The organism is Curtobacterium phoenicis, assembly GCF_047238015.1.
In the GTDB taxonomy this organism is placed as follows: Bacteria; Actinomycetota; Actinomycetes; order Actinomycetales; family Microbacteriaceae; genus Curtobacterium.
The window spans coordinates 3,428,041-3,451,665 of record NZ_JBDFLZ010000002.1 but is presented as its reverse complement, the minus strand read 5'-3'; the positions used below and the strand labels follow the sequence as shown (position 1 = coordinate 3,451,665).

30 protein-coding genes and 2 pseudogenes are annotated in these 23,625 nt (G+C 68.8%); 16 read left to right on the top strand and 16 right to left on the bottom strand.

Annotation, left to right across the window (positions count from 1 at the left end):
* The first annotated feature begins 42 nt into the window (after positions 1–42).
* Positions 43–444: a hypothetical protein gene (locus ABC270_RS16565; RefSeq protein ID WP_412881822.1), complete on the top strand. Its 402-nt coding sequence runs from the start codon at positions 43–45 to the stop codon at positions 442–444.
* A gap of 85 nt (positions 445–529) precedes the next feature.
* Positions 530–904, top strand: coding sequence for a hypothetical protein (locus ABC270_RS16560; RefSeq protein WP_412881821.1), 375 nt, complete (start codon positions 530–532; stop codon positions 902–904).
* A gap of 293 nt (positions 905–1,197) precedes the next feature.
* On the opposite strand, the gene ABC270_RS16555 is transcribed toward ABC270_RS16560, so the two are convergent.
* On the bottom strand, positions 1,198–1,773 hold the full coding sequence (locus ABC270_RS16555; protein WP_412881820.1) for a TetR/AcrR family transcriptional regulator: 576 nt from the start codon (positions 1,771–1,773) through the stop codon (positions 1,198–1,200).
* A gap of 76 nt (positions 1,774–1,849) precedes the next feature.
* On the opposite strand from ABC270_RS16555, the gene ABC270_RS16550 reads away from it, so the two are divergent.
* Positions 1,850–2,536, top strand: a complete 687-nt coding sequence (locus ABC270_RS16550; protein ID WP_412881819.1) for an SDR family oxidoreductase — start codon at positions 1,850–1,852, stop codon at positions 2,534–2,536.
* Between the two features lie 123 nt (positions 2,537–2,659).
* On the opposite strand, the gene ABC270_RS16545 is transcribed toward ABC270_RS16550, so the two are convergent.
* On the bottom strand, positions 2,660–3,538 hold the full coding sequence (locus ABC270_RS16545; protein WP_412881818.1) for an NmrA family NAD(P)-binding protein: 879 nt from the start codon (positions 3,536–3,538) through the stop codon (positions 2,660–2,662).
* An 89-nt stretch (positions 3,539–3,627) separates the two neighbouring features.
* On the opposite strand from ABC270_RS16545, the gene ABC270_RS16540 reads away from it, so the two are divergent.
* The 3 genes from ABC270_RS16540 (at position 3,628) to ABC270_RS16530 (ending at position 5,083) form a co-directional block, all read left to right on the top strand.
* On the top strand, positions 3,628–4,116 hold the full coding sequence (locus ABC270_RS16540) for a MarR family winged helix-turn-helix transcriptional regulator (protein WP_412881817.1): 489 nt from the start codon (positions 3,628–3,630) through the stop codon (positions 4,114–4,116).
* 275 nt (positions 4,117–4,391) lie between these two features.
* Positions 4,392–4,766, top strand: coding sequence for a hypothetical protein (locus tag ABC270_RS16535; protein WP_412881816.1), 375 nt, complete (start codon positions 4,392–4,394; stop codon positions 4,764–4,766).
* A gap of 191 nt (positions 4,767–4,957) precedes the next feature.
* A complete protein-coding gene (locus tag ABC270_RS16530) occupies positions 4,958–5,083 on the top strand; it encodes a hypothetical protein (RefSeq protein WP_412881815.1) in 126 nt (41 codons plus the stop codon).
* A gap of 402 nt (positions 5,084–5,485) precedes the next feature.
* On the opposite strand, the gene ABC270_RS16525 is transcribed toward ABC270_RS16530, so the two are convergent.
* Positions 5,486–5,935 (bottom strand): DUF4279 domain-containing protein, encoded by a 450-nt coding sequence (locus ABC270_RS16525; protein WP_412881814.1) that lies wholly within the window; start codon positions 5,933–5,935, stop codon positions 5,486–5,488.
* A gap of 344 nt (positions 5,936–6,279) precedes the next feature.
* Between ABC270_RS16525 and ABC270_RS16520 the strand changes: the two genes are divergently transcribed.
* The gene (locus tag ABC270_RS16520; RefSeq protein ID WP_412881813.1) at positions 6,280–6,681 is read left to right on the top strand and encodes a hypothetical protein; all 402 of its coding nucleotides are present in this window, start codon (positions 6,280–6,282) and stop codon (positions 6,679–6,681) included.
* Positions 6,682–6,791: 110 nt separating this feature from the next.
* Here the strand turns inward: ABC270_RS16520 and ABC270_RS16515 are convergent, their stop codons facing one another.
* The 3 genes and pseudogenes from ABC270_RS16515 to ABC270_RS16505 form a co-directional block, all read right to left on the bottom strand.
* Positions 6,792–7,217 (bottom strand): PRC-barrel domain-containing protein, encoded by a 426-nt coding sequence (locus tag ABC270_RS16515; protein ID WP_412881812.1) that lies wholly within the window; start codon positions 7,215–7,217, stop codon positions 6,792–6,794.
* A gap of 258 nt (positions 7,218–7,475) precedes the next feature.
* A pseudogene (locus tag ABC270_RS16510) lies at positions 7,476–7,955 on the bottom strand (DUF1345 domain-containing protein); the annotation flags it as partial.
* A gap of 12 nt (positions 7,956–7,967) precedes the next feature.
* Positions 7,968–8,105 (bottom strand): hypothetical protein, encoded by a 138-nt coding sequence (locus ABC270_RS16505; protein WP_412881811.1) that lies wholly within the window; start codon positions 8,103–8,105, stop codon positions 7,968–7,970.
* A gap of 95 nt (positions 8,106–8,200) precedes the next feature.
* Between ABC270_RS16505 and ABC270_RS16500 the strand changes: the two genes are divergently transcribed.
* Positions 8,201–8,668 (top strand): MDR/zinc-dependent alcohol dehydrogenase-like family protein, encoded by a 468-nt coding sequence (locus ABC270_RS16500; RefSeq protein ID WP_412881810.1) that lies wholly within the window; start codon positions 8,201–8,203, stop codon positions 8,666–8,668.
* Between the two features lie 185 nt (positions 8,669–8,853).
* On the opposite strand, the pseudogene ABC270_RS16495 reads toward ABC270_RS16500, so the two are convergent.
* A pseudogene (locus tag ABC270_RS16495) lies at positions 8,854–8,985 on the bottom strand (methionine synthase); the annotation flags it as partial.
* A 485-nt stretch (positions 8,986–9,470) separates the two neighbouring features.
* Between ABC270_RS16495 and ABC270_RS16490 the strand changes: the two are divergent.
* The 4 genes from ABC270_RS16490 to ABC270_RS16475 are packed head-to-tail and all read left to right on the top strand — an operon-like array spanning position 9,471 to position 12,092.
* On the top strand, positions 9,471–10,070 hold the full coding sequence (locus ABC270_RS16490; protein WP_412881809.1) for a DUF5819 family protein: 600 nt from the start codon (positions 9,471–9,473) through the stop codon (positions 10,068–10,070).
* A complete protein-coding gene (locus tag ABC270_RS16485) occupies positions 10,067–11,038 on the top strand; it encodes an HTTM domain-containing protein (RefSeq protein WP_412881808.1) in 972 nt (323 codons plus the stop codon). The genes ABC270_RS16490 and ABC270_RS16485 overlap by 4 nt, the downstream gene beginning before the upstream one ends.
* Positions 10,977–11,861 carry a serine hydrolase domain-containing protein gene (locus tag ABC270_RS16480; protein WP_412881807.1) on the top strand — a complete coding sequence of 295 codons (885 nt, stop codon included), beginning with the start codon at positions 10,977–10,979 and terminating at the stop codon, positions 11,859–11,861. Before ABC270_RS16485 ends, ABC270_RS16480 begins: the two co-directional genes overlap by 62 nt.
* A gap of 3 nt (positions 11,862–11,864) precedes the next feature.
* Positions 11,865–12,092, top strand: coding sequence for a PLD nuclease N-terminal domain-containing protein (locus ABC270_RS16475; protein ID WP_412881806.1), 228 nt, complete (start codon positions 11,865–11,867; stop codon positions 12,090–12,092).
* A 102-nt stretch (positions 12,093–12,194) separates the two neighbouring features.
* On the opposite strand, the gene ABC270_RS16470 is transcribed toward ABC270_RS16475, so the two are convergent.
* Both ABC270_RS16470 and ABC270_RS16465 read right to left on the bottom strand, forming a co-directional pair.
* On the bottom strand, positions 12,195–13,247 hold the full coding sequence (locus ABC270_RS16470; protein WP_412881805.1) for a methionine synthase: 1,053 nt from the start codon (positions 13,245–13,247) through the stop codon (positions 12,195–12,197).
* A 39-nt stretch (positions 13,248–13,286) separates the two neighbouring features.
* Positions 13,287–14,276 carry a putative oxygenase MesX gene (locus ABC270_RS16465; RefSeq protein WP_412881804.1) on the bottom strand — a complete coding sequence of 330 codons (990 nt, stop codon included), beginning with the start codon at positions 14,274–14,276 and terminating at the stop codon, positions 13,287–13,289.
* A 118-nt stretch (positions 14,277–14,394) separates the two neighbouring features.
* On the opposite strand from ABC270_RS16465, the gene ABC270_RS16460 reads away from it, so the two are divergent.
* The gene (locus tag ABC270_RS16460) at positions 14,395–15,336 is read left to right on the top strand and encodes a LysR family transcriptional regulator (protein WP_412881803.1); all 942 of its coding nucleotides are present in this window, start codon (positions 14,395–14,397) and stop codon (positions 15,334–15,336) included.
* A gap of 151 nt (positions 15,337–15,487) precedes the next feature.
* The gene (locus tag ABC270_RS16455) at positions 15,488–15,700 is read left to right on the top strand and encodes a hypothetical protein (protein ID WP_412881802.1); all 213 of its coding nucleotides are present in this window, start codon (positions 15,488–15,490) and stop codon (positions 15,698–15,700) included.
* A 42-nt stretch (positions 15,701–15,742) separates the two neighbouring features.
* Here ABC270_RS16455 and ABC270_RS16450 read toward each other — a convergent pair whose 3' ends face one another.
* The 3 genes from ABC270_RS16450 to ABC270_RS16440 are packed head-to-tail and all read right to left on the bottom strand — an operon-like array spanning position 15,743 to position 17,361.
* On the bottom strand, positions 15,743–16,342 hold the full coding sequence (locus ABC270_RS16450; protein WP_412881801.1) for a nucleotidyltransferase domain-containing protein: 600 nt from the start codon (positions 16,340–16,342) through the stop codon (positions 15,743–15,745).
* Between the two features lie 45 nt (positions 16,343–16,387).
* Positions 16,388–16,897, bottom strand: a complete 510-nt coding sequence (locus ABC270_RS16445) for a mycothiol transferase (protein ID WP_412881800.1) — start codon at positions 16,895–16,897, stop codon at positions 16,388–16,390.
* Positions 16,894–17,361 (bottom strand): HIT family protein, encoded by a 468-nt coding sequence (locus ABC270_RS16440; protein ID WP_412881799.1) that lies wholly within the window; start codon positions 17,359–17,361, stop codon positions 16,894–16,896. Before ABC270_RS16440 ends, ABC270_RS16445 begins: the two co-directional genes overlap by 4 nt.
* A gap of 189 nt (positions 17,362–17,550) precedes the next feature.
* On the opposite strand from ABC270_RS16440, the gene ABC270_RS16435 reads away from it, so the two are divergent.
* Positions 17,551–18,123 carry a DUF2510 domain-containing protein gene (locus ABC270_RS16435; RefSeq protein WP_412881798.1) on the top strand — a complete coding sequence of 191 codons (573 nt, stop codon included), beginning with the start codon at positions 17,551–17,553 and terminating at the stop codon, positions 18,121–18,123.
* 24 nt (positions 18,124–18,147) lie between these two features.
* Here ABC270_RS16435 and ABC270_RS16430 read toward each other — a convergent pair whose 3' ends face one another.
* Positions 18,148–19,344 (bottom strand): FAD-binding domain-containing protein, encoded by a 1,197-nt coding sequence (locus ABC270_RS16430; RefSeq protein WP_412881797.1) that lies wholly within the window; start codon positions 19,342–19,344, stop codon positions 18,148–18,150.
* Between the two features lie 161 nt (positions 19,345–19,505).
* A complete protein-coding gene (locus ABC270_RS16425) occupies positions 19,506–20,252 on the bottom strand; it encodes an SDR family NAD(P)-dependent oxidoreductase (protein ID WP_412881796.1) in 747 nt (248 codons plus the stop codon).
* A gap of 92 nt (positions 20,253–20,344) precedes the next feature.
* On the opposite strand from ABC270_RS16425, the gene ABC270_RS16420 reads away from it, so the two are divergent.
* Positions 20,345–20,974: a TetR/AcrR family transcriptional regulator gene (locus ABC270_RS16420; RefSeq protein ID WP_412881795.1), complete on the top strand. Its 630-nt coding sequence runs from the start codon at positions 20,345–20,347 to the stop codon at positions 20,972–20,974.
* A gap of 84 nt (positions 20,975–21,058) precedes the next feature.
* Here ABC270_RS16420 and ABC270_RS16415 read toward each other — a convergent pair whose 3' ends face one another.
* Both ABC270_RS16415 and ABC270_RS16410 read right to left on the bottom strand, forming a co-directional pair.
* Positions 21,059–22,531, bottom strand: a complete 1,473-nt coding sequence (locus ABC270_RS16415; protein ID WP_412881794.1) for a glycoside hydrolase family protein — start codon at positions 22,529–22,531, stop codon at positions 21,059–21,061.
* Complete coding sequence (locus ABC270_RS16410; RefSeq protein WP_412881793.1) at positions 22,528–23,586, bottom strand: LacI family DNA-binding transcriptional regulator; 1,059 nt, start codon at positions 23,584–23,586, stop codon at positions 22,528–22,530. The genes ABC270_RS16415 and ABC270_RS16410 overlap by 4 nt, the downstream gene beginning before the upstream one ends.
* Between the last annotated feature and the right edge of the window lie 39 nt (positions 23,587–23,625).

The window sequence follows — 23,625 nt, the reverse complement described above, 5'->3', positions numbered from 1 at the left end:
ATCATTCGGAGCACTGACCTTCGACCAGCAATCACTGACGTCGTGAAGTTCCGTGACGGCATGGCGGGGGATCCGCTGGCTGCCGCCATCGAGTTGCTGTGGACCGGGCACGCGCAAAGCGCCCTCGAGCACCTCGAACGACTCCCGGAGAGCCTGCGCGTGCGAGCACTGATCGCAGACTGCAAACGCGACCTCGGTGATCACCTCAGCGCGGTCCAAGAGTACGACCGACTCGTGGCGGAGTGCGCTGGAACGGCCCGGGAGGCTGTGATGAGGCAACACCGTGCGAAAGCGTTGCTTGCCGCCGGACGCGCGGACCGAGCGATCGAGGACTTCCGTCGAGTCGTCGAGCTCCGACGCGAACATGACTCCACCCTTCTCGCCTCAGCCGAGCAAGGTCTCGCCGCCGCCCGCTCTGCGGAACTACGGCAGTCGATGACGTAGAAACCTGTCGCACTGGTGGATCCGTCTTCGGACGCCATCTGGTCGATACGGTTACAGCAGCGCCGCGTAGACAAGGGGACCACCGTTGACGGACCGCATCCGACGCGCACCGCTGAGCAACTGTGCCGCCGACTGGAACCTTGTCCTCGTCTGGGTCGCCATCGTTGTCGGTCTGCTTACCGCCATCGTCTGTGTCGGGTTCATCCTCGACCAGGCCATGACCTCGTACGCCACCTGTGGGTCACGCGATCACGGCTGCAACGGTGGAGACGTCGGCTGGTACAGCAGCATGGGGCTTACCCTCTTCGGAGGGTTCGCCGCCATCATCCTCGGTGGCGCCATTGGCATCCGCAGGCACACCCGCCGGAGCGCCGTCCTCTACCCGGTCGCCGGCCTCGGCGGGCTGCTCCTGCTTACCGCGGTCGGGTACGTCCTCCTCAAAGCGCTCACCGGTACGTAGTTGGCGGGTGCCGTGGGGCACGAACCGGCAGACCGCACCATCGCGCTCTTCATGGCTCTGTCTCGTTAGCCGATCGGCGATCGAACGATCCGCGCTGCCCGAAGTTGATTGATGAGGGCCGCGACATCGGGGGATATCGATTCGAAGATGCGGTAGAGGGTCTCGGATCGGTCGAAAGGTCCGACCGCCCAGCACCGCTTTCCGGGCCGAAGGCAATCCCCGCTTCGATGTGCGCAGCAGCGCCGGCCGGCAGCAGGATCGACGACCGTTACCGGGTTGGGCTCGGTCGCGCGTTAGGAGAGTACGCGGACGAGGTCGTCGATCAGTTCCATACTGACCTCCTGCCGCGCGGTGAGGAGTCGGTACCAGAGCGTGCCGAACACGATGTCCGATGCGGTGTCCGGGGAGAGGCCCTGAGGAGGGTCACCGCGCGCTCCCGCTCGCAGTACGATCTCGGCGAACGCGTCGCGGCGCGGCTCCAAAAACGTGGTGCGGAACCGTTCGCCGAAGTCGGCCCGAAGTTGCGACTCGACCATGAGGCCACGGAGCAGTTCCGCGGTGTGGACGCCGCTGGCCATCGTGAACGCCCTGGTGAGGAACATCCGGAGGTCCTTCGCGTAGCTTCCGAGATCCTCGACCGGCACCGCGAACTCGTCCCGGCCTGCGGTCACCTCCAGGATCACGTCGGCCTTGGTCGGCCACCACCGGTAGATGGTCTGCTTACCCACTCCCGCTCGTGCAGCGATCCCGTCGATCGTCACGGACGCGTACCCGCACTCGACGAGCAGGTTCTCCGCCGCCACGAGGATCGCCTGGTGCGATGCAGCGCTGCGGGGTCGGCCCGGCGGTCGCTTCGCTGTGCTGTCCATGCCCTCACGATACGGGACGTTCCGTCTCTGATACAGTTCCGAGTCGAATCGTCTTGTTATTGAAGGAGGAGCGGTCATGCGTGCACTGATCATGGGCGGGACTGCGGGTATCGGGCTCGCGGCCGCGGAACTGTTGGCCGAGCAGGGCATCGAGGTCACGGTCACGGGACGGGATCCGCAGAAGCTCGAGCGGGCTCGTGAGCGTTTCGCTGGTGCCGTGGCTCTCGACGGCACTGACCGCGCCGCCGTGTCGTCGTTCCTGGCGTCGTTCGGTCCGGTCGACCACCTGGTGCTCGCGTTCAGCCCCGGAGCCGTCGGCGTCGGGCCGCTCAAGCAGGTCGACTTCGGCGACGTCGAGACGGCCGTCACGGCAAAGCTCTTGCCGTACCTCTTCGCCGTCCGTGATGCGGAGGTGACCGAGTCCGTCACGATGATCTCCGCCTCCGGTGCACGAGCGGCCGTGCCCGGCACGGTGGCCTTCAGTGCCGCGAACGGTGCGATCGAGCGCGTCGTGTCCCCGCTCGCCGCGGAGCTCGCGCCCGTGCGGGTGAACGCCGTCTCCCCCGGGCTCATCGACACCGACTGGTGGAACTTCCTCCCCGAGGATCGCCGGCGCGCGCAGTTCGAGGACGCTGCCCAGCGGGTGCCGCTCGGCAGGGTCGGCACCGCTCTCGACGTCGCGAAGGCGATCGCGTACCTCGTCGATGCAAGCTACGTCACCGGCACCATCATGGCCGTGGACGGCGGCACCACCATTGCGTGAGGTACCGCCCGTTCCGCCAAAGACGGAGTTGTCGCGGCCAGCGGAGTGCGAAGATTCCGTCGCTGACGCCGCGCGTGTCTGACCGTGGTCAGGTCGAGACGCGCGCGGCGCTTCCGGAATGACCTACGGGGTGGCTGTTCCCGAGCGGTCCGCCCAGACCTTCATGGTGTCCCGGAGCGGGGTGGTCGGTCGTCCGAGCAGATCGGACAGGACCGTCGAGGGCCCGTCGAGGAGTCCCTGCGCGATGTTCGCGTCGAGTGCCACGAGGAAGCCCACGGTTCCCTCGTCGAGGCCGGCACTGAGGAGGATCTGCTGGTGGGTTGCACTGTCGACCGGCCGGAACGCGACCGGGCGCCCGAGGACGTCGCTGGCGGTGTCGGCGAACGCGGCGCCGTCCCACGCCGTGTCACCGGCGAGCTCGAGGGTCTCGCCGCGGTGACGGTCGGTCGCGGCGACGATGGCGGCCGCTTCGGCGAAGTCCGTGCGGGCAGCCGATGCGACCCGGCCGTCCCCGGTGCTGGCGAGGTACGAACCCGACTGCGCCGCCTGAGCGAACGCCTGCTCGTAGTTCTCGTTGTACCAGTTGTTCCGCAGGACGGTCGCGTCGAACGGGGCGTCGCGCAGCAGTTCCTCGGTGGCCTTGTGCTCCGGCGCGAGGATCAGCGTCGAGGTGTCCGCGTGGGGTGCGCTCGTGTAGACGACGTGCGTCACGCCGGCTCCTGCCGCGGCGGTGATCGCGTTGCCGTGCTGACGCGCCCGCTGCCCGACCACGCTGCTGGAGACGAGCACGAGCGTGTCCGTGCCCGCGAACGCTGCCTGCAGGCTTGCGACGTCGTCGTAGTCGGCCTGCACGGTGCGGACACCGCGGTCCGCGAGGCCCGCGAGTGCGTCGACGCTCCGGCCGGTGGCGACGATGTCCGACGCGGCGACGCCCCTCTTGAGTAGGTGCTCGACGACGAGCGACCCGAGGTGCCCGGTGGCGCCGGTGACGGTGATCTGCATGACGAACCCTTCTTTGGTTGAACCTTCAACTGTCCATACGGTAGCGCGCCAAACTTGAACATTCAAGTGAATTCGTGGAGGCTCGCCCCATGACACGTGAGGGCTGGCTCGACCGCGACGAGATGACGGTGTGGCTGGCGCTCCTGGCAGTGATGGACCGGCTGCCGGCAGCGACCGACGCTCAGCTGCGTCGCGACCACGGGCTGACCCGGTTCGAGTACTACGTCCTCGCGATGCTCAGCGAAGCCCCCAGGGACGCCCGGCCGATGACCGAACTGTCCTTCATGACCAACGGCTCGCTGTCACGGCTCTCCCATGCGGTGAGCAAGCTCGACAGCAGAGGCCTCACGTCACGTCAGCCCGATCCCGAGAACGGGCGGATCACCATCGTGACGCTGACGGCTGACGGACGTCGCGTCCTGGAAGCCGCAGCACCCTCCCACGTGGCAGAGGTCCGCCGGCTCCTCCTCGACCACATCCCCGAGGACCGCGTCCCCGAACTGGCATCGATACTCCGGCCGGTGGCCCAGCAGCTGCTCGGCGTGGGCTCCGGGGCACTGCCGTGGGAAGAGGACTGATCACAGACATCCGACGACACGCGCCAGACGATCGAAGCGTCGTCCGACGGACAATTCTCTACTGGTCGCTCCGTCCGATGAAGGATCCTCTACCGAACGTTGACGCAGGCCGCGTCGGCGCGGCAGTACCATCGTCCTGGCTTGCCCTAGCCGGTCACCCGCCCACAGGGCCCGGCCGAGTTTGGGAGAGGGAGGCAGCCCGTTCGAGCCGGGCCAAGTGTGGGCACCTGTTTCCGCTGGTTGCATCGATACACAGCGAGATGAAGGGTGGACCGGTGACTGACCGCATCCGACGCGCGCCGCTCGGCAATCGCGCCGCGGACTGGAACCTCGCCCTCATCTGGGTCGTGATCATCATCGGATTGCTGATCGCCATCGGCTGCGTCGGGTTCATCCTCAACGAGAGCCTCATCTCGTACAGCACGTGCGTTGCCCGTGAGGAAGACTGCAGCGGCGGTGACGCCGGCTGGTTCAGCGGTATGGGCCTCACTTTCTTCGGAGGGTTCGGCGCCGTGATCACCTGCGGCGCCGCCGGCATCCGCAGCCACACTCGCAGGAGCGGCGTCCTGTACCCGGTCGCTGGCCTCGGGGGTCTCCTCCTACTGACCGCGACCGGTTACGTCCTTCTCAAAGCCCTCACCGGTACGTAATTGGCGGGCGCCGTTCGGCGCGGACCGGCAGACTGCACTATCGCGCTCTTCGCCGCGCTATCTCGTTTGACGATCCTTGGGTGGACGGTACCGGTCACCGTCGTGGCAAGCGCAGAGAACGTTCGAGGACGTTCATCGCGATTTGAGCGCTCCGCGACCGAGACTCCACCGCGCGCTCGTAATGTGTCGGGATGAGCGAAGTCAGAGCGCCCGCGGCCCAATCGCGTGCCCTCGTCGTGATGATGTGGGAGCTTGCGGCGATGTTCAACGTGGTGTTCGTGAACTTCTTTGCCTTGTACTCAGCGGCCAACGACTAGGCGGTAGAGCGTTCGGAAGCGACTGGGGCATTCGAGCCGTCACAATTGCTTCCGCATGATGCGGCGCTGTGGCTGAGTGCCCACGTAGCGATTGTCCTTCTCATAGTGCTCGACGCCGCGGGTGTCGCGCTGTGGCTGCGCATCCGCCGAGGGCGCGACAATCAGTCTCAGTAGCGGAGCTTGGGTTCACGAGACGCGTGACACGAACATGAGGCCGCGGTCATGCAATCTTTCCGGCTTGCCCTAACCAGTCACCCGCCCACAGGGCCTGGCCGAGTTTGAGAGAGGGAAGCAGCCCGTTCGAGCCGGGCCAAGTGTGGGCGCCCCTCGAGCCGAAGACGGATCTCGTTAGCCGATCGACGAGCGGAAGATCGCGCGTGTCGACACCGACATCGCCAGGGTTCACCACGTTCCGTCGTACGAGATGTCCACGTGCTCGGTCGATACGGGCGTCAGTTCGAGGTCGAGCCCTGCGGCAGCCACTTGCCTCAACGTCTCCGCCGGCACGGTGAAGGTGTTCTCCTTGTGGTCGGTGATGAGAACCACGGACAAGCTGACGTCGTAGCCATCGCCGCGAAGAGTCGCGAAGACATCTGCCGCGTTCTCTGGCAGCAACTGCAGGATCCATTGCACCCGACCCCACGGGTCCTGCCCGTGCGCTGCGCGGATCTCGTCGATGTGGTGGTTGCTGAACAAGTTCCAGATGGAGACGTCGAACACTCGCGGACCGTCACCCTTCGGGTCACCGATCTCGTACTGCTCATCGGGGGTGACGGCCAAGAGCTCTGTCACGTTCGCTGAGGAGCCACGCTGTCCGTGGATGTTCAACTCCACCAGGATGCTCTTGATCACTCCGGCAGTGTTCCACGCCCGCGCTCTGGCCAGCGCGTCTTCCGTCACGACGATGTCCGCTCCGCGATCGCCTACTCGGACTGCTCAGCCTGCAGGTTCCGCCTCGGATCCATCTGAGCGACTGTGCCGAGGAACTGGGCGGGTTCGTCATCGTCCACGAAGTCAATTGCGACACGAGGATGCACGGGGATGCTTCCGAAGGCGCCAGTGTCCGTCGTGAACCAGACAACCGGCACCGGGTGCAGGCCTTCGGTTCCAAGACGACGGACCCGTCTCGATGGACGATCCGCCACGTTGACGGGTCGATGCGAGCCTCGGCGGACAGTGTCCGGCACACTGTCGCCATGAGGCGGGACGACGCGGAGGATCTCTTCTCGCTCGGGCGCCCTGACCGCGACACGCTCTCGATCCACACTCCTGCAGGTTGGCAGGATCTCGCAGTCACCCTGACGTTGTTCGGTCTGACTCTGCCGATGCTCGTTGTCGGCTGGTTCGGCGTCCTGCTCTCGATGATGGCCTTCGACGCCTGTGCTGGCGGGGGTTGCAACGACACCGCCGGGACGATCGCCTACATCGGCTTCCCGATCGCGGCCGTCGTCAGCATCGCGCTCTGGGCGTCGCTTGCTGAACGCCGGCGGCGTGCCCGTCGTCGTGCATGGATGTGCGGAGCGGCAGCGGTCCTCACCATCGTCGCCCTGTTCGCCCTCGCTGCAACTGTCGTCCACTTCGCAGCGCAGCCCGCCTGAGGTGTGCGCTCACGGTGCCGGAAGCGCGCATCGAGCAGCATCCGACAGGCGGCTGGCCGATGGGCGGCCGGCACGCCAGGGTGCAGAGGGGAGGCGGGTGCTGACGCCCGTCACGCCGGCGGCGTCGTCCCCGCACCCTCGGTGTCGTCCGTGCCCGGCAGACCGGTCCCGGCCTGGTCGAGGTTCTCGTCCGGGTCGCCCATGTCGCCGGTCGCTTTGCCGACCGGCGACAGTCCGAAGTGCTTGCGGACGGCGTTCACCTCGGCAGGGGACAGGGTGTGTCCGGGCCCAGCGGAGGGCGCGTCCTTGATCGCGTCCTTCGTGTACCCGACGTGCAGGTCCGTGCCGTCGAAGGTCGCATCCTCGACCGGGACGAGCGCGTGGTGCCGCCCGAGCAAGCCCGTCGACACACTGACGTAGGCGGCGCTGCCGTCCTCGTCGGAGGGGAACACCTGAGTCACCTTGCCGACCGATGCGCCGTCGCGGTCGCGGACGGTCGCGCTCTCGATCTGGTGGATGTCGCTCTTCGAGATCATGGACGCAGTCAACGCCGTCCGCCTGACGCTTCGCAGGCGCCGAGCGAGGAGCGCCGAGCACGGACCGTTGAGCACGGACCGCTGAGCACGGACCGCTGAGCACGGACCGCCGGACGCCGAGCACGGACCGCCGGCAGCAGCCGCGAGCCGGAGACGTGCGCCCGCTCGCAACGCGACGGACAGGACGGACAGCAGCCGCGCCTCCAGGCCGGTCCGTGGGTGCGGCAGGAGCCGCAGCCGCACCCGCGACGTTCCGGATCACCCGCTCCGCGTGAGACTCGTGACGAGGTTGATGGCGACCGCGACCACGAAGGTCCCGAAGAAGTAGGACAGCAGCGCGTGACCCATCGCGACCCGACGCGACGGGGTGGACGACTTCGTGATGCTGCTCGCGCTGTACGACATCCCGATCGAGAAGGCCGTGAACGCGAAGTCGCTGTACGCCGGTTCCTCGTCCTGGTCGAAGTCGAAGCGGTGCCGGTCGTCGATGTAGTACATCCGCGCGTACTTGAAGGCGAAGACGGTGTTGATGAGCGCCCAGGCGGCCACGACCCCGACGACCGCGAGGATCGCGGCCGCAGAACCGACGGGGTCCTTCTGCTGGCTGCGAACGAGCCCGAGGATCACGAGCACCACGCTGAGCAGGGTGGCGGTGATGATGAGCGAGTCGACGAGCTTCCTCGACTGCTCCTCGTGCCGCGCGAGTGACCGGGTGGTGTCGGGGTCGGCGGGCCAGGCTCGCGACCACGCCTAGGCCAGGAAGACCGCGGCGGCGACCACCCAGCCGAGGAGGAGTGCCAGGTCGGGCACGCCGAGGACCACGGCGGCGGACGCGATGACGAGGCCGACGATGCCGGCGACACCGGCTTTCACCGAGAGATGGGACATCACGGTTCCTTCCTGCGCCGTCAGACGAGGCCGGCAGCGGTGACCGCTTCCAGGAGCGACTGGCACAGGTCGAGCAGGTCATCGGTGCGGAGACCATGAACTACGAGACGAGCGAGGTGACGGCCGAGCTCCGCGAGCTCACCGGTGGTCGCGGCCCGGACGTGTGCATCGAGGCGGTCGGGATGGAGGCGCACCGCGACGGCCCGGACTTCGCCTACGACCAGCTGAAGCAGCAGCTCCGGCTCCAGACGGACCGGCCGACGGCCGTCCGGGAGGCGGTCTTCGCCGCGCGCAAGGGCGGCAGTCTCTTCGTGCTGGGCGTGTTCGGCGGCTTCGTCGACAAGTTCCCGCTCGGGGCGGTGATGAACAAGGGCCTCACCATCCGCTCCGCCCAGCAGCACGGGCACCGGTACATCCCGATGCTCCTCGGGCGGATGGCGCGGGACGAGAGCGTCACCGAGCACCTCGCGACGCACGTCATGCCGCTCGAGGAGGGGCCGGCGGGGTACGCGATGTTCAAGGAGAAGACCGACGGATGTGTCCGGGCGGTCTTCCGCCCCTGAGCCGCCAGCGCCACGCTGGCAGCAGTGACGGACGGGAGGCGCGGTCTGACCAGGACCGCGCCTCCCGGTCCGTCGTGCTGGTCGCGACCAGGTCACTGGCGGACGTCAGCCGCGCCTCCAGGCCGCATCGCGAGGCAAGCTCGCGCCTCGATGCCGTAGCCGTAGCAGATGTGAACGGCGGTCTAGGCGGTGTGCTGGCTCTCGGCGGCGCGCTCGAGTGCGGCGACGCCCCAGTCCTGTACCTCGTCGTGGAAGACCGTGAACGTCGGCTCGTCAAACTGGATGACGTCGAGGCCGCCATCTTCAGAAGCCTTGGCTGCCGCCAGCCCGGAGGCATTGGTTGTCATCGCGTTCGCGAGGTAGACCTCTTTGTCTTCAACTGGTACACAAGTATTCCAACCAACAGATTGGAGTTCGAAGATGAAGTTCAGGACGAAGTTCGCCGTTTCCGCTGCGGCCGTGGCGATCGGCGGAGCCGCCTTCCTCGCCGCCCCTGCGAACGCAGCCTCGGGATCGTACGAGCAGGCCAGCGCGATGGCCACTGTCGTGGCGAAGGGCGGATCGACGTCGTCCGCCGGTGAGCCGGAACAGCGCGGGGTGGTCGGTGTGGCGAAGGCTCTCGCTGCAGGCTTCAAGGCGGCCTCGGCGCCGCAGGCCGCTGGGAATGTCGCACGCCTTGCGAGCGTCCTCGGGTTCGCCGCCGAGGCACCTCAAGGCTCGACTGAGCTCGAGTCGGCCTACTTCGATCGCTGACTATCTCGAAGGGACCTGCCTCGGCGGGCCCCTTCCCACAGGGGGAACCATGCAGAAGGCCTTCATGGCTGCGGTGGGCTTGTTCGTCACGGGGACGTTCGGCGCGTGTGCCGTCGTCCTCGCCGGTCCGGTGACGCCGATCAAGTTCGACGTCGGTCCGATTGCGTCGCTCCTCAACCCGCACATCTCGCAGAATTGGCAGCTCTTCGCACCTGACCCGATCAGCGACGAGCGCGGCGTTGTTGCTCGGATCCGCTGCTCAAGCAGCGAGGAGACGGATTGGATGGACATCTCGTCGTCTGCGATCGCACGGACCCAATCATCCCGGCTCTTCCCTGACCGCGAGAGCCGGATCGTGAGCAACGCACTGGTCGAACGATTCGCGCGGGACGACATCGGCAAGCGGCTCGAGGCCAACGGAAAGGAGAACCTCGCGCCCACCGACGACCGGGCGCAACGCCGTGCGGAGCGGGTTCTGGCTCGTTACGCGGCGCACCTCATCCGCTGCCCATCGCCGGGGCCTGGTGAGGAAGCATCCGCCGTCCAACTCCGGTACGTCGTCCAGCCACTCGCACCGTGGTCGAAGCGCAACGAGAACTCGACGCGGGTCGATCCCAGGACAACGGATTCCGAATGGATCGCCCTGTGATTCCCGTGCTCCGTCGTCGGGTTGGCGCTGTTGCCGACTGGATGGTGGACGGGCCTCGTGCCACCACCGCGCTGAGCTTGCTGCGGACGGTGGTAGGAGTCGTGTCGGTCGCGCTGTACGTCAGGCAGTACGCAGGGCGGTCGACGTTCTTCGGCCCGGACGGTGTCTACGGAACCGACGGCATCCGCGAGTACACCGCGAGCATCGGGACCTGGAGTCTCTATGCTCTGTCCGATTCGGAGGTCCTCTTCGAGATCATCTTCCAGGTCGGGCTCGCGGTCGCCGTACTCGTGATGCTGGGACTCGGCGGACGTCCGGTGCTTGCGCTTCACTACGTGCTTCTTTGGTCGCTCTACATGGCGAATCCGGCGCTCATGGACGGTGGAGATGCGCTGGCGGCGACAGCAGTCCTCTTCCTCTTGCTGACGAGGTGTTACTCCGCTTTCACGATCGTGAGGCGGCGTCGACAGCGTGAGGCGGGGCAATTCGCGTCGCTCCTCAGCAACACCGGGCTGCTGCTCCTGGTGACACAGGTGTCGGTCGTCTACCTCATGGCGGGCTTGTACAAAGTGCAGGGCGAGCTCTGGCAAGACGGGACTGCGCTCTACTACATCCTCAGCGTCCCGGAGTTCTATCTTCCGGGCGTCACCCCGTTGCTCGTGCAGTCCGACTGGTTGATGGTGATCGGCGCCTACCTGACCGTCCTGACATCGGTGTTCTTCCCCGTCCTCGTGCTCTTCCGAGCAGGGCGGCCCGTGGCTGTCGCGGCGATGCTCACATTCCACCTGGCGATCGCGCTGCTGATGGGCCTGACATCGTTCGCTCTCGTGATGGCTGCGTTCGATCTCCTGTTCGTGAACGCCCATGTCGAGAGTCTCCGGACGCGAGCTCGTTCACTCTGGTCCGGTGTCGTCGCCCGATGGGCAACACGTAAGCAAGAGGAGGAACGCGGTGCGGAACGCGCTTGAGACCCCCGGGCACTGGCGTGCGAGCATTCGTGCAGCAGGCGGCTGGCGCGTCGTCCGTGAGCCCCGCGGGCCCTACGCGGCGGCCCCGCTGCTCGAGTGGGGGAGCATCACGAAGGGACTCGTTGGCACGACCGCCTGCCAGGCGCTCGACATCGAGCGCCCAGTCGTGCACTACCTCCCTGGCGTGCCTGACGCTGAGATGACCGTAGCCGATCTCATCCGGCACACTTCCGGGCTGCCACGGCTCCCGCCGACGATGCCAGAGTGCCTGTTCGGTGACCCGTACCGGGAGGCCGTCGGTGTGCCGCTCGACCTGTCGACTGCCGTACCGGTGACGCCACGAGGCCGGTACGTGTACTCGAACCTCGGATACGCACTCCTCGGTGCAGTTCTCGACCGTGTGCACGGCGACTGGTTCGCCGCTGTCCGGCAGGAGGTCCTCGAGCCTGCGGGCGTCAGGTCCGCGACGCTCGTGCCGGAACCCGGAATGCGCGTCATGCCGAAGTTCTTCGGTCGTGCCATCAAACCCTGGGCGCTCGGAGCGTCGTCGTTCGCGGCCGCGGGCGGCGTCTGGTCGACGTTCGAGGATCTTTGTCGCTACGCCGAGTGGGCACTGCAACCCGGCGCAAGCCGATTACGGACGGTGAGCTGGCAGCGGGAAGGAGCATCGACCTGGATCAACGGCGAGGTTCGAGCCGCGGGATCGGCGATCGCCGACGCAGCAGGGATCACCGCGGTGGTGCACGCATTGGCGAAGGCTCCGCACGCGGCCGACACCATCGCCGCGGCGCTCATCGAACAAGAGCACGAGGCTGAGGAGTGAGCCATGAACCCATTCGTCCCGACATCGCTCGACGGTGCCCTGATGGCAGTGTCGGTGGGAGCGCTGGTCCTGGCGCTTGCCGCCTTCATCTCGCTGCTGCTCTCCGGGGCGGCGCCGAGCTGGCGTCCGCTCGCCTGGGCGCTCGTCATCCTCTTCGTTCCGATCGTCGGACCCGCAACGTGGTTCGTCGCTCGCCGTCGTGAACGGTCGACCGCGCGCGGTCGAGGGTGACCCCGCCACCAGAGCGACATGATCACCGGACGCCAGCCGAGCCTCCAGGCCGCTCTGCAAGCCGACCCGCGGCCAACGCGACGAGCGCCGCGCCGCGACGGACTAGCGGCCGGCCGGCACGGCTGCGCCGACGAGCTCGGCCCGCACGATGTCCGCACCCGCGGACAGAGCGCTGAGCTTCTGCAACGCCGTACCCCGCGCCAGCGGCGCCATCCCGCAGTTCGAGCTCGGGATGAGCTTGTCCGCGTCGACGAACTCGAGCGCCCGTCGCAGCACCTCGGCGACCTCCTCCGGGGTCTCGACGGCCTCGGTCGCGACGTCGATCGCACCGAGCATCACCTTCTTGCCCCGGATGAGCTCCACGAGGTCGAGCGGCACGTGGGAGTGGATGCACTCGAGCGAGACGATGTCGATCGACGACTGCTGCAGGAGCGGGAAGGACTGCTCGTACTGCCGCCACTCGGCACCGAGCGTCTGCTTCCACTTGTTGTTCGCCTCGATGCCGTAGCCGTAGCAGATGTGCACGGCGGTCTCGGCGGAGTGCAGGCCATCGGCAGCGCGCTCGAGTGCGGCGACGCCCCAGTCCTGCACCTCGTCGTGGAAGACGGTGAAGGCGGGCTCGTCGAACTGGATGACGTCGACGCCGGCGGCCTGGAGCTCCAGTGCCTCCTGGTTGAGGATCGTGGCGAACTCCCACGCCAGCTTCTCGCGCGACCTGTAGTGCTGGTCGGACAGGGTGTCGATCATGGTCATCGGACCGGGGAGCGCCCACTTGATCGGCCGGTCGGTCTGGGCGCGCAGGAACCTGGCGTCGTCCACGAAGACCGACTTCGGGCGGCTCACCGCGCCGACGACCGTGGGGACCGCCGCGTCGTAGCGGTCGCGGATCCGGACGGTCTCCTTGCGCTGCTGGTCGATGCCGTCCAGGTGCTCGATGAACGTCGTCACGAAGTGCTGCCGGGTCTGCTCCCCGTCGCTGACGATGTCGATGCCGCGTTGCTCCTGCTCGTGCACCGCGGCGCGGAGCGCGTCCTGCTTGCCCTCGGCGAGGGCGTCGCCCTCCAGCAGCCAGGGGGACCAGAGCTTCTCGGGCTCGGCGAGCCAGGACGGCTTCGGCAGGCTGCCGACGATGGAGGTGGGGAGGAGCGACGTCATGCGGGTGCGGGTCCTGTCGGGAGGGATGCGGGATGCGGGTCAGAGGGCGACGGTGGCGTCGGCGGCGAAGCGGGCGAGCAGCGCGTGGTGCGGTGTCACGAGGTGCTCCTCGGTCCACCGGCCCTGGGTGACGCCGAGGCGGCTGCGCTCCTCACGGTCGTACGTGACCGGCGGCACGGTGAAGTCCGTGTGCTCGAGGGTCGGCTCGAAGACGCTGCCTGCCGGGGTGTTCGCGGCGTAGATCTCCGGGCGGTAGATCTTCTGGAACGTCTCCATCGTGGCGATGGTGCCGATGAGCTGCAGGTCCGAGTAGTCCACGGAGACGTCAGCGCGCGAGTAGAACGCGAGCGGAGCTGCCCCACCTGCGGGCTGGAAGTAGCGCACCTGCATGCCCATCCGACCGAAGTAGTCGTCGGTGAGCGACGAGTGCTCGTGCGCGTACTCCGCGCCGAGGACGGGGTGGACGTATCCGGTCTGCCGGTAGGTCTGGCTCGTCGAGACGCTGATGCAGACGACGGGTTCGGCGTCGAACTCGTCGTGGAACGCCGACGACGCGAGGAACCGCTGGAAGAGCGCGCCGTGCAGCTGCCCGAAGTCGGACGGCAGCGCGGGCAGTGACGGCAGCAGGACCGAGAAGTCGTAGTCGCGGAGGTACGACGAGAAGTTGTTGCCGAGGATGCCGCGGTGGCGCTCGCCGGTGTGCTGGTCGACGATCGTGACGTCGAGCATCTCGAGCAGCGGGAACCGCTCGTCGGAGCCGTCGTCCGAGAACTCCATCGACACCGACACGATGTCGAGCTCGGCACGGTACCGGTCACTGGTCGCGCTCGACACCGCAGACGACCCAGCGGCGCCGGCCAGCTCGTTCAGCCGCCCGTCGATCATCCCGAGCGCGTTGCGGAGGTTCTCCTGCCGCCGTTCACCGCGCGCGAGGTTCGCGAAGTTCGTCGTCAACCGGGAGCTGTCGGAGGGGGAGTAGTCCTCGTCGAACCGGGTCCTGGTGATGCTGAAGGTGAGGTCGTCCGTCATGGGAGCCATCCGTCTGCTGAGCGGCCCGGAGGCACTGGGAAGGGGCTCCTCGATCATGACCGGAACCACGGGTCATCAGGTAATACGGAGACGCTATGCGGCGGTATAGCCTCTGCCTATGGCCCGGGTTGCGAACGACATCACCCTCCAGCAGCTGCGCTACTTCATCGAGGTCGCGTCCGAGGGCTCCATCAGCGCAGCCGCCGACCTGCTCTACGTGTCGCAGCCGACAATGTCCGCAGCGATGAAGGACCTCGAGACGCGCATCGGCCGTCCGCTCTTCACCCGGTCGGCCCGTGGCGTGGTGCTCACCGTCGACGGTGTCGAGTTCCTCGGCTACGCCCGGCAGGTCGTCGAGCAGGTGTCCCTCCTCGAGCAGCGCTACGTCGGCCGGCAGGCATCGCGCCGGCTGCTGGGGGTGTCCGCGCAGCACTACTCGTTCGCGGTCGAGGCCTTCGTCCGCATGGTCGAGGCCGCTGCCGCGGAGGAGTACGAGTTCTCCCTCCGTGAGACGCGCACGTGGGACATCATCGAGGACGTCCGGACCCTCCGCAGTGAAGTGGGCATCCTCTACCGCAACGACTTCAACCGGCAGGTTCTCGGCAAGCTCTTCCGGGACGCCGGCGTCGTGTTCACCCCGCTGTTCGTCGCGCAGCCGCACATCTTCGTGGCCCGCCGGAACCCGATCGCTGCCCGTGAGCGCGCCACCCTCGAGGACCTCGCCGACCTGCCCCGGCTCACGTTCGACCAGGGCGCGAACAACTCCTTCTACCTTGCCGAGGAGATCCTCTCCACGATGTCGAGCAAGCGCGAGATCCGGGTGTCGGACCGGGCGACGATCTTCAACCTCATGATCGGCCTCGGCGGCTACACGATCTCGACCGGCCTGATCAGCGACGACCTCGACCCCGAGATCGTCGCCATCCCCCTCGACGTCGACGAGCGCATCGAGATCGGCTGGATCGCGCACGCCTCGGTCCCCCTCACGGTGCAGGCGCAGACCTACCTGGACGAGCTGCGTGCCGTGGTCACGAGCTACGGGGTCGAGCCACTGGGGTAGGCGGGTCGCGGCAGTCTGCGGTCGCGCACCGACCGCTGTCGCGGTGACCGGCCTGGAGGCGCGACCTGCCTCCGCAAGGCGGGTCGCGCCTCCCGGCCGATGCGTTGCACCATCGAACCTGCGGGCCGCATCGCGCCAGTAGGGTCTGGGTGTGGAACGGAACAGCAGCGCCCAGGTGACCGCTTTCGCCGCGTACCTCATCGGCCCGTCAGTCGCCGTCCTGGGTGTCGCCGGGGTCTTCGTCCTCGGTCCCGTACCGGGCGCGGCGATGATCCTCGGTGGCCTGCTCATCGTGTGCACGGGGATGCTCGTCAGTGCCGTCGGCGCTGGCCGGCCTGATGTCCCAGGCGCAGACGAGGCCTGACACCCCTCTCGCGATCCGTCCGAGCGCGAAGCACAGCGACCGTCAGCGGAACGCGCCGCGCCAGGGCGAGTCCGGGTGCGCGCGGCGGATCGCCGTGTCGAGCCAGCCACGCGCCTCGTCGTCGAGCAGCGGGGTCACCGCCGTCTGGTCCGCGTCGTCCTTCGCGAGCGGAGCTGCCGACTTCCAGAGCAGCTGCACCTCGGGGCTCACGACCCGCAGGCCCTGGACGTCGAGGACGGCTGACGACCACACTCGGTCGACCGAAGGCTCGCGACGGTAGCGCCAGACGTGTTCGTCACCGACCTCGAGGTTGATCTGCAGGCACCAGGATCCCGACCGTTCGTCGCGACACCAGACGTTGACGACCGGCTCGTCGCCGATCACTTCGTCGAGGGGTGTGAGCAGTCCGGACTGCGCTGCGGAGCAGTGCAGCCAATCGGGCAGCGTCGCGACGAAGTCGGGGAAGTCCTCAGTCGTGACGCTGACGTCGACGTCGCCGTGCGCGCGGGACTCGTACCCGAGCAACACATCGAGGGCGACCCCGCCGGACAGCCATGCGGGACTGCCGGCGATGAGGTCGGCGACGTCGTCGACGGGCAGCGGGACCCACCGGTCGACGGACGGGTCGTAGCGGCGTCGCATGTCGACACCGTAGGCGTCCTGGTGTCGGATGTCCGCTCGGGGTGTTCAGCCGTCGCTCGGGTCGGAGAACTCGGTGAGGACGAGGTGCTGGTGCCCGTCGACGAGCTCGCGGCCGACGTGGAGGTGGCCGGCGTGCGCGGCGGTCTCGGTGATGACGTGCAGGACGGTCTCGAGCAGGGGGCGGTCCGGCGCCCAGGGGTAGAGCGCCATGGCATGTGACGAGGGGCGAGCGTCGAGGGACGTGCTCGCGATGACGGCGTCGGAGCGCGCGGCGGCAGTCTCGTAGGCCTCGATCACCGCGTGAGCAGTCGGCCACGGCGACGGGTGCCACACCTCGTCGTCGGTCGGGAGGTCGAGTGCCTCTCCGGCGACGACCCCCTGGAACCAGAACCGCTCCACGTCGCAGGTCAGGTGGCGGACCATGCCGAGCGGCGACCAACCCGACGGGACGGCCGACCGGGTGAGTGCCGCGTCGGGCAGGCCGTCGAGCGTGTCGAGGACGCGCCCACGCTGTGCACGCAGGGAGGCGAGCAGCAGGTCCTTCTGGTCGGTCATCGTGCTGTGGCTCGTTCCTCGGGGGCCCGACCGGTAGCGGCGGTGTCGATGCGCTCGTGGAGTTGCGCACGCTCCCGATCGGTGAGCGGGGCGAGCGGGTACCGACTGTGGTCCTCCCGGAACTCGTAGCCGTCGCCCTCCTGTCGGGGGATCACGTGGAGGTGCGCGTGCGGCACCCCCTGATCGGCGCTGGCGCCGTTCGACATGAGGAGGTTCGTGCCCGTCGTCGTGCCGAAGACGGTGCGCACGGCCAGGTCCGCTCGTTGCGCGAGGACCGCCATCTCGACGACCTCGTCCGTGGTGAGGGATGCGAGGTCGGGGGTGTGCCGGAGCGGGAGCACCAGGAGGTGACCCCGGTTGATCGGCTGCCGGTCGGCCACGACGATCGCCGCGGTGCCCGTGGCGATGACGTCGACGTCGTCGGTGGCGATGGCGCTGCAGAACGAGCAGCTGATCGGAGCCATGCCGAGGACGCTACCCGAGACCTTCCGTCGCCTGCGCACACCGAGCTGCCCCGGGACCGGGACCGAAACCGGGAGCGCGACGAGCCGTACCTGAGCAATCCGTCATGTCCGGATCCTGCCGGCGACCGCGATGCTGCTCTACCGTCGGTCCCGGGGGCTCGTCGCTCCCGCCGACCCCGAGGAGCCCCGATGTCCACGACGCCCCCTGGCTGGTACCCCGACCCCTCCGGCCAACACGGTTCCCGCTGGTGGGACGGCGTGCAGTGGACCGCTCAGGTCGGCCCACCGACGTCGCAGATGCCGCGCCCGCGGATCCCGGACCACGTGCCCACCGACACCGTGTGGGTGTGGATCATGGCCCTGCTGCCGATCGTCTCGCTGCCGGTCTCACTCCTGTACCAGCCCGAGTTCCGGTACAAGGTCCTCCCCGGCGGGGTCCGGACCGTCGATCCGCGGTCGATCTACACGGCCGGGTACCTCGCCGTTCAGGTGTTCACGGTTCTGATCTACGCCGCGACCGTCGTGCTCGCGTACTTCGACCACCGCGAACTGCGGCGACGTGGCGTGGTGCGGCCGTTCCCGTGGGGCTGGGCGTTCCTGCTGTCACCGATCCTGTACCTGATCGGCCGGTACGTGGTCGTCCGCAAGGTCGCACCCGGCCGACCCATGTGGCCGCTCTGGATCAACATCGCCCTCGTCGTCATCGGGTTCGTGATCGGCATCGCTCGGAGCGTCGCGATCTTCCAGCAGCTGCTCCCGTAGCAGCCACCGCCGGAGGCGCGACGTCTACCGCGTCCGGAGCAGCTGCGGGATCTTCTCCTTGAACGGGAAGAACCCCCGCGATGCGAACGGCCAGGCACGGCTGTCCCACGAGCGTCGCACCGTCACGAGCCCCACGCCCTCCGACGCCAGCGCCGAGCGCAGGCCCTCGAGCCGCTCCTGCGCCGGCCCGACCGGGGCGTACGGCACGAGAACGGTGTCGAGTGCCTCCGACCGAGCCCAGTCCGTGACCGCCGAAGCGTCGACGGCGCCGAGGGGCGTCGCCGGGCGCTCGTCGGCACCGCTCGCGTGAGCCGCAGCGTCCGTGACGGCTCCGGCGGTGAACGCTTCGACAAGCGGCGACACCGTCGCGGGTGAGCGTGCCCCGGCGTCCGCGCAGACGGCGGTCGCCCGCAGCTCGGGAACGTCCGGCCCGAGGGCGGCGAGGAGCGACGTCGGCTCGAGGTCGTCCTCGTGCAGCAGCAGACCGACCCGCGACCCGACCTCGCCGACGACGTCCTCCGGCGCGATCGGTACCGCGGGTGGGAACGGCTCCTCGTCGAGCACCCGCGCGGTCGTCGCGAGCCCCGTCGGTGCGAACCGCCCCTCGGTGTAGCGCGCGATGTTCTCCGTCGTCGCGAGGTACGTCTTGCCGCGGGTCTGCAAACCGGCGACCCACCGCCACGAGAGCGTGTTCGACGCCGCGTCGCCGTCGAGCAGGTGCCGGAGGAAGAAGTCCGCACCGAGCTGCCACGGGAGCCCGAGCGTGAAGACCCAGATGCTCGCGAACCACATCCGCACGTGGTTGTGCAGGTACCCCGTCTTGACGAGTTCCCGCGCCCAGGCGTCCATCGCGTCGATGCCGGTCCGACCAGCGACCGCGTCCTCGTACCCGTTCGGCAGCTCGGCCGCGAGCAGGTCACGGACCTCACGCCGGTAGCGCCGCCACACCTCGGGTCGCTGCTCCAGCCATCCCTTCCAGTACGTCCGCCAGAACACCTCCTGCACGAACTTCTCCGCCGCGTGCAGGCTGTGGCGCTCGAGGACGGCGTCGACGACCTCCTCCTCGATCACCAGTCGGTGGCGGAGGTACGGTGACAGCCCGGAGACGTTCGTCCGCGAGGGACCGAGGTCGTGGTTGCGGTCGCGCCGGTAGTCGGCGCCGGCGTGCGGGACGAAGTCGCGCAGGGCTTCGAGGCCCGCGGCACGGGTGGGGATGAACACCGCGCCATCCTGCGCTCGTGGTCACACCGCCAGCCGAGAACGGCTGTACCCGTCGGTCGCGACCTGGCAGTGCGCCGGGATCGAGCATCGCTGCCGCGACCAGGACCGGACGGGAGGCGCGGTGCGGGCTCGCACCGTGCCTCCCGTCCGTGCGATCCGCGTCAGCCTAGAGTGCTGCCTCCGTCGACGAGCAGCTCGCTGCCCGTCATCCCGGAGCTCTGGTCGGAGGCGAGGAAGAGGACCGTGGCGGCGACTTCCTCGGGTCGGAGGAGTCGACCGAACGGGAGACCGTCGGCGACCTGCTCCAGCCATGCGTCGGCGTCGCCGGGAGCGAGGCCGACGAACCCGGGCGTCTCGGTCGGGCCGGGGACGACGGTGTTGATCCGGATGCCGCGCGACGCGAGCTCCTTGGCCCAGCTCCGCGTGAGGGCCGCGACCGCCGCCTTGGATGCCCCGTACAGCCCCAGCATCGGCTCGGTGCCCGACGCCGACGTCGATCCGGTGACGACGATGGCGGCGCCCTCGTGCAGGAATGGCAGTGCACCCTGCACGGTCAGGGTGGTACCGCGGACGTTGGTGCCGAGCGTCGTCTCGAAGTCCTCCGCCGTCACGGAGTCGAGAGCGCCGAACGCTCCGACCCCGGCGTTGGCGTGCACGACGTCGAGCCCGGCTCCGCGCTCGGCGACCGCGCGGAAGACCGCGTCGATGTCCTCCGCCCGTGTTGCGTCGGCGCGGATGGGAGTGACGGCGTCGCCGAGTTTCTCCCTGAGGGCGTGGAGCGCCTCCTGGCGTCGTCCCGTGACGAACACGTGCGCGCCCTCGGCGATGAAGCGGTGCACGACCGCGAGGCCGATCCCCGACGTCCCGCCCGTGACGAGCGCGGTCTTGCCCTGCAGTGCTCCGGTCATGCTGGCCTCCGATGGTCATTGTTGACTGCTTGGTCCAGAACGGTAGGGCATGATGGACTGATCAGTCAACAACCAATCCGCTGGAGGTCACCGTGCCCCGACCACGCAAGTTCGACGAGGCCGACGTCATCGAGCGCGCACGCCGCACCTTCGCCGAGTCCGGCTACGAGGGGACGTCGCTCGACGACCTGCTCGAGGCCACGGGGCTCGGGCGCCAGAGCCTCTACAACGCGTTCGGCGGCAAGAAGGAACTCTTCATGCGGGCGTTCCTCAGTGACACCGCGGGTGCGATCGACGCCGTGAAGAGCGTCATGCAGAGCGCCGAACACCCGATCGCTCGCATCCGGACGCAGCTCGTGTCCACGGCGGTCGAGCACGGAGTGGCGCAGGGATCGCCCTCGCTGCTGCTCCGGGCCGCGGTCGAGCTCTCCGCGCGTGACCGGGAGGTCGCGGCGGCCGTCACCGAGGCGTTCGACGCCATCCGCGCCGACTACACCGCGTGCATCGTGGACGCGCAGGAAGCCGGCGAGATCGAGGCCGACGCGGATGCCGAGGCGCTCGGCACCTACTTCTGCGCCGTCATCGAAGGGATGGGGGCGATCGGCCGAGTCGGCACGTCACGAGCTGCGCTGCTGCAGGTCGGCCTGACGAGCCTCGAGGTCGTGCCGATCTCCCCGCTCGGCCGGGAGCACCTCGGGACCCAGGAAGGTGTCTGGAGCTGATCGACGGCAGCGTCGGACGGGTCGCTGCCGCGACCAGGGACGGCCGGGAGGCGCGGTGCGGGTCCGCACCGTGCCTCCAGTCCGTCAGCGCGTCGCGATCGCCGCTCGCCGCAGCGTGAACGCACCGTCCTGCGCGAAGAGCCCGAGCCGCCCGGTCGGTCGGTCGTAGAGCCGCGTGCTCAGCGCGACCGAACCGTCGACGACCACGACGCAGAGGTCGCCGTCGAGGTGCACGACGATCCGATGCGGACCGGGGTCGAGCGACACCGGACGCTCGAGCTCGACGGCGTGCGGCACGTCGCCGAGGATCTGCCACTGCTCGCCGCCCGTGGAACCGCGCGGCCAGCGGTCGAGCACCATCCGACGGCGGCCGGGTTCGAGCCGGAGTGCGTAGCCCTCCTCGGCGTCGTCGCTCGTCCGGAGCAGCACGCCGAACGCACGGGTGTCGGCGTCGACGTCGAGGTCGATCGACACGAGTGCCTCGGCCGGCAGTTCCGGCCCGACCCAGGCCGCGTACCGGGTCCGCGCGTCGTGGCCGACCGACCCGGCCGCACCGTTCGTCGGGTCGAAGGCGTCCGTGACGTCGACCTCGTCCGTGTACGCCCGCTGCAACCGCTCGGGGAGGTCGAACCGCAGCGAGCCGTCCGGTCGCTGGTGTGCCTGGAGCGTCGCCATGGTGCCCGCCCACTGCCAGGCGCCGGCGTCGCGCTCACCCTCCTTCGTGGCGATCCACCCGACGAAGAAGCGGTCGTCGCCGAGGGCGACCGTCTTGGCCGCGTAGAACGCTCGACCGTCGACGGTGTCGTCGCCCGGCGCGAGCCACGGGCCGTCGGGCGAGGTCGCGACGCGGTACCGGGTGCAGAACGCGTCGGAGAACTCGGAGTACACGAGGTACCACCAGTCGCCCCACCGGAAGACGTCTGGGCACTCGTGGGCGACGAACCGGTGTGGGGCCCAGAGCGGCTCGGCGTCCCGCCAGGTCACGAGGTCGTCGGACTCCAACCGTGCGACGAGGCCCGAGCGACGGTACAGCTCGCCCGGACGCCGGGTCGCGAGGAGCATCTGCCACGGGCCGTCGGCGGACGGGCGGTGGACGAACGGGTCGCGCCAGTCCTCCGGGGCGTAGTCGGGCAGCGCGGGCAGGTCCCACTCGGGGTGCTTCGTCCAGGCGGTCGGGTCGCCGTCGGAGGTGGCGTGGCAGACCACCTGCACTTCCTTGCGTCCGAGTTCGGTCTCGACCGTGACGTGTGGGTTGTGGCCGGTCGAGAACAGGTGGAGCGTGCCGTCGTCCCCGCGGACGACACTGCCCGTGTAGCAGTCGTGGTCGCTGGCGTCCGGACCGCCGGAGGGCAGCACGACGCCGTGGTCCTCGAAGGAGACGAAGTCGGTCGTGGTGACCGCTCCCCAGGGCATGCCGGTCGCTCGTTCGAGCGGTGGTGCGGCAGGCCGTTCATCGAGCAGGTAGTACAGCCAGACGGTGCCGTCGAGCTCGACCGGGATGACGTCCCCGACGAAGCCGCCCGCCGGCCGGTGATGGGTGCTCGGGTGTGCGGTCACGGGGTGTCCTCCGGGGTCGTCTGTGAGCGCGGGGCCGCGAGGGATCTGCGTGGCACGTACTCGCACGGCACGAGGTGCCGGCCTGGCTGCTGCCGTTCGGCGAGCAGCAGGGTGCCGGCGTCGAACCCCATCTGCTGGTGGGGCAGCGCGACCGTCGTCAGCGGCGGGTGCATCTGGTCCGCGAGGTCGGGTTGGTCGTCGAAGCCGACGATGCTGATGTCCTCCGGGCACCGCAGGCCGAGCGACTGCGCGGCCATCAGCGCGCCGACGGCCATCCGGTCGTTGCCGCAGACGATCGCCGTCGGCGGGTCCTCGGCCAGGATCGCCATCGCGAGGTCGTGGCCGGAGCCGACCTGGTAGTTCCCGAAGCGGACGGGCACGTCGTCCAGCGCGATGCCCGCCGCGGTGGCCGCTTCGTCGAAGCCGCGCTTGCGCTCCCGGCAGGCGTAGTCCTCCTCCGGCCCGCCGAGGAACGCGACCTCGGTGTGCCCGGCGGCGAAGACCGCCGCGGCGACGTCGAAGCCGCCCTGGAACTCGTCCGCGAGCACGGTCACCGCCGGAGCGTCGCTGGGTGGGTAGCAGTTGACGAACACCGTCGGCACGTCGTCCGCGCCCGCGACCGGTGCGACGTCCTCGGGGCCGGGGGCAGCGTAGATGAGCCCGGCCACGCCCTGCTGCACGAGGTTCGCCACCGCGGCCTTCCCCCCATCGGAGGTCTGCGCCGTCTCGACCACGAAGCAGACGTACCCGGCCTCCTGCACCGCCTGCTGCACACCGAGCACGATGTGGCCGGCGTAGGGCTGCGAGACGAGGCGGTCCGCGATGACGCCCACCGTGTACGAGCGGTTCGACCGGAGGGACTGCGCGGCGCGGTTCGGCTGGAAGTTCAGCTCCTTCGCGGCCTCCCACACCCGGGTGCGTGTCTCCTCGGCCACCGAGACGTCACGACGGTCGTTCAGCACGAACGACACCGTCGGTTGCGACACCCCGGCGTGCCGAGCGACGTCCTTCATGGTGACGCGGTGGGGCTGCGCTGTCCGCTTCCGGCTCGCCATCGGTCCTCCTTCGACGTCTCATCATGGCATGAGCAAATA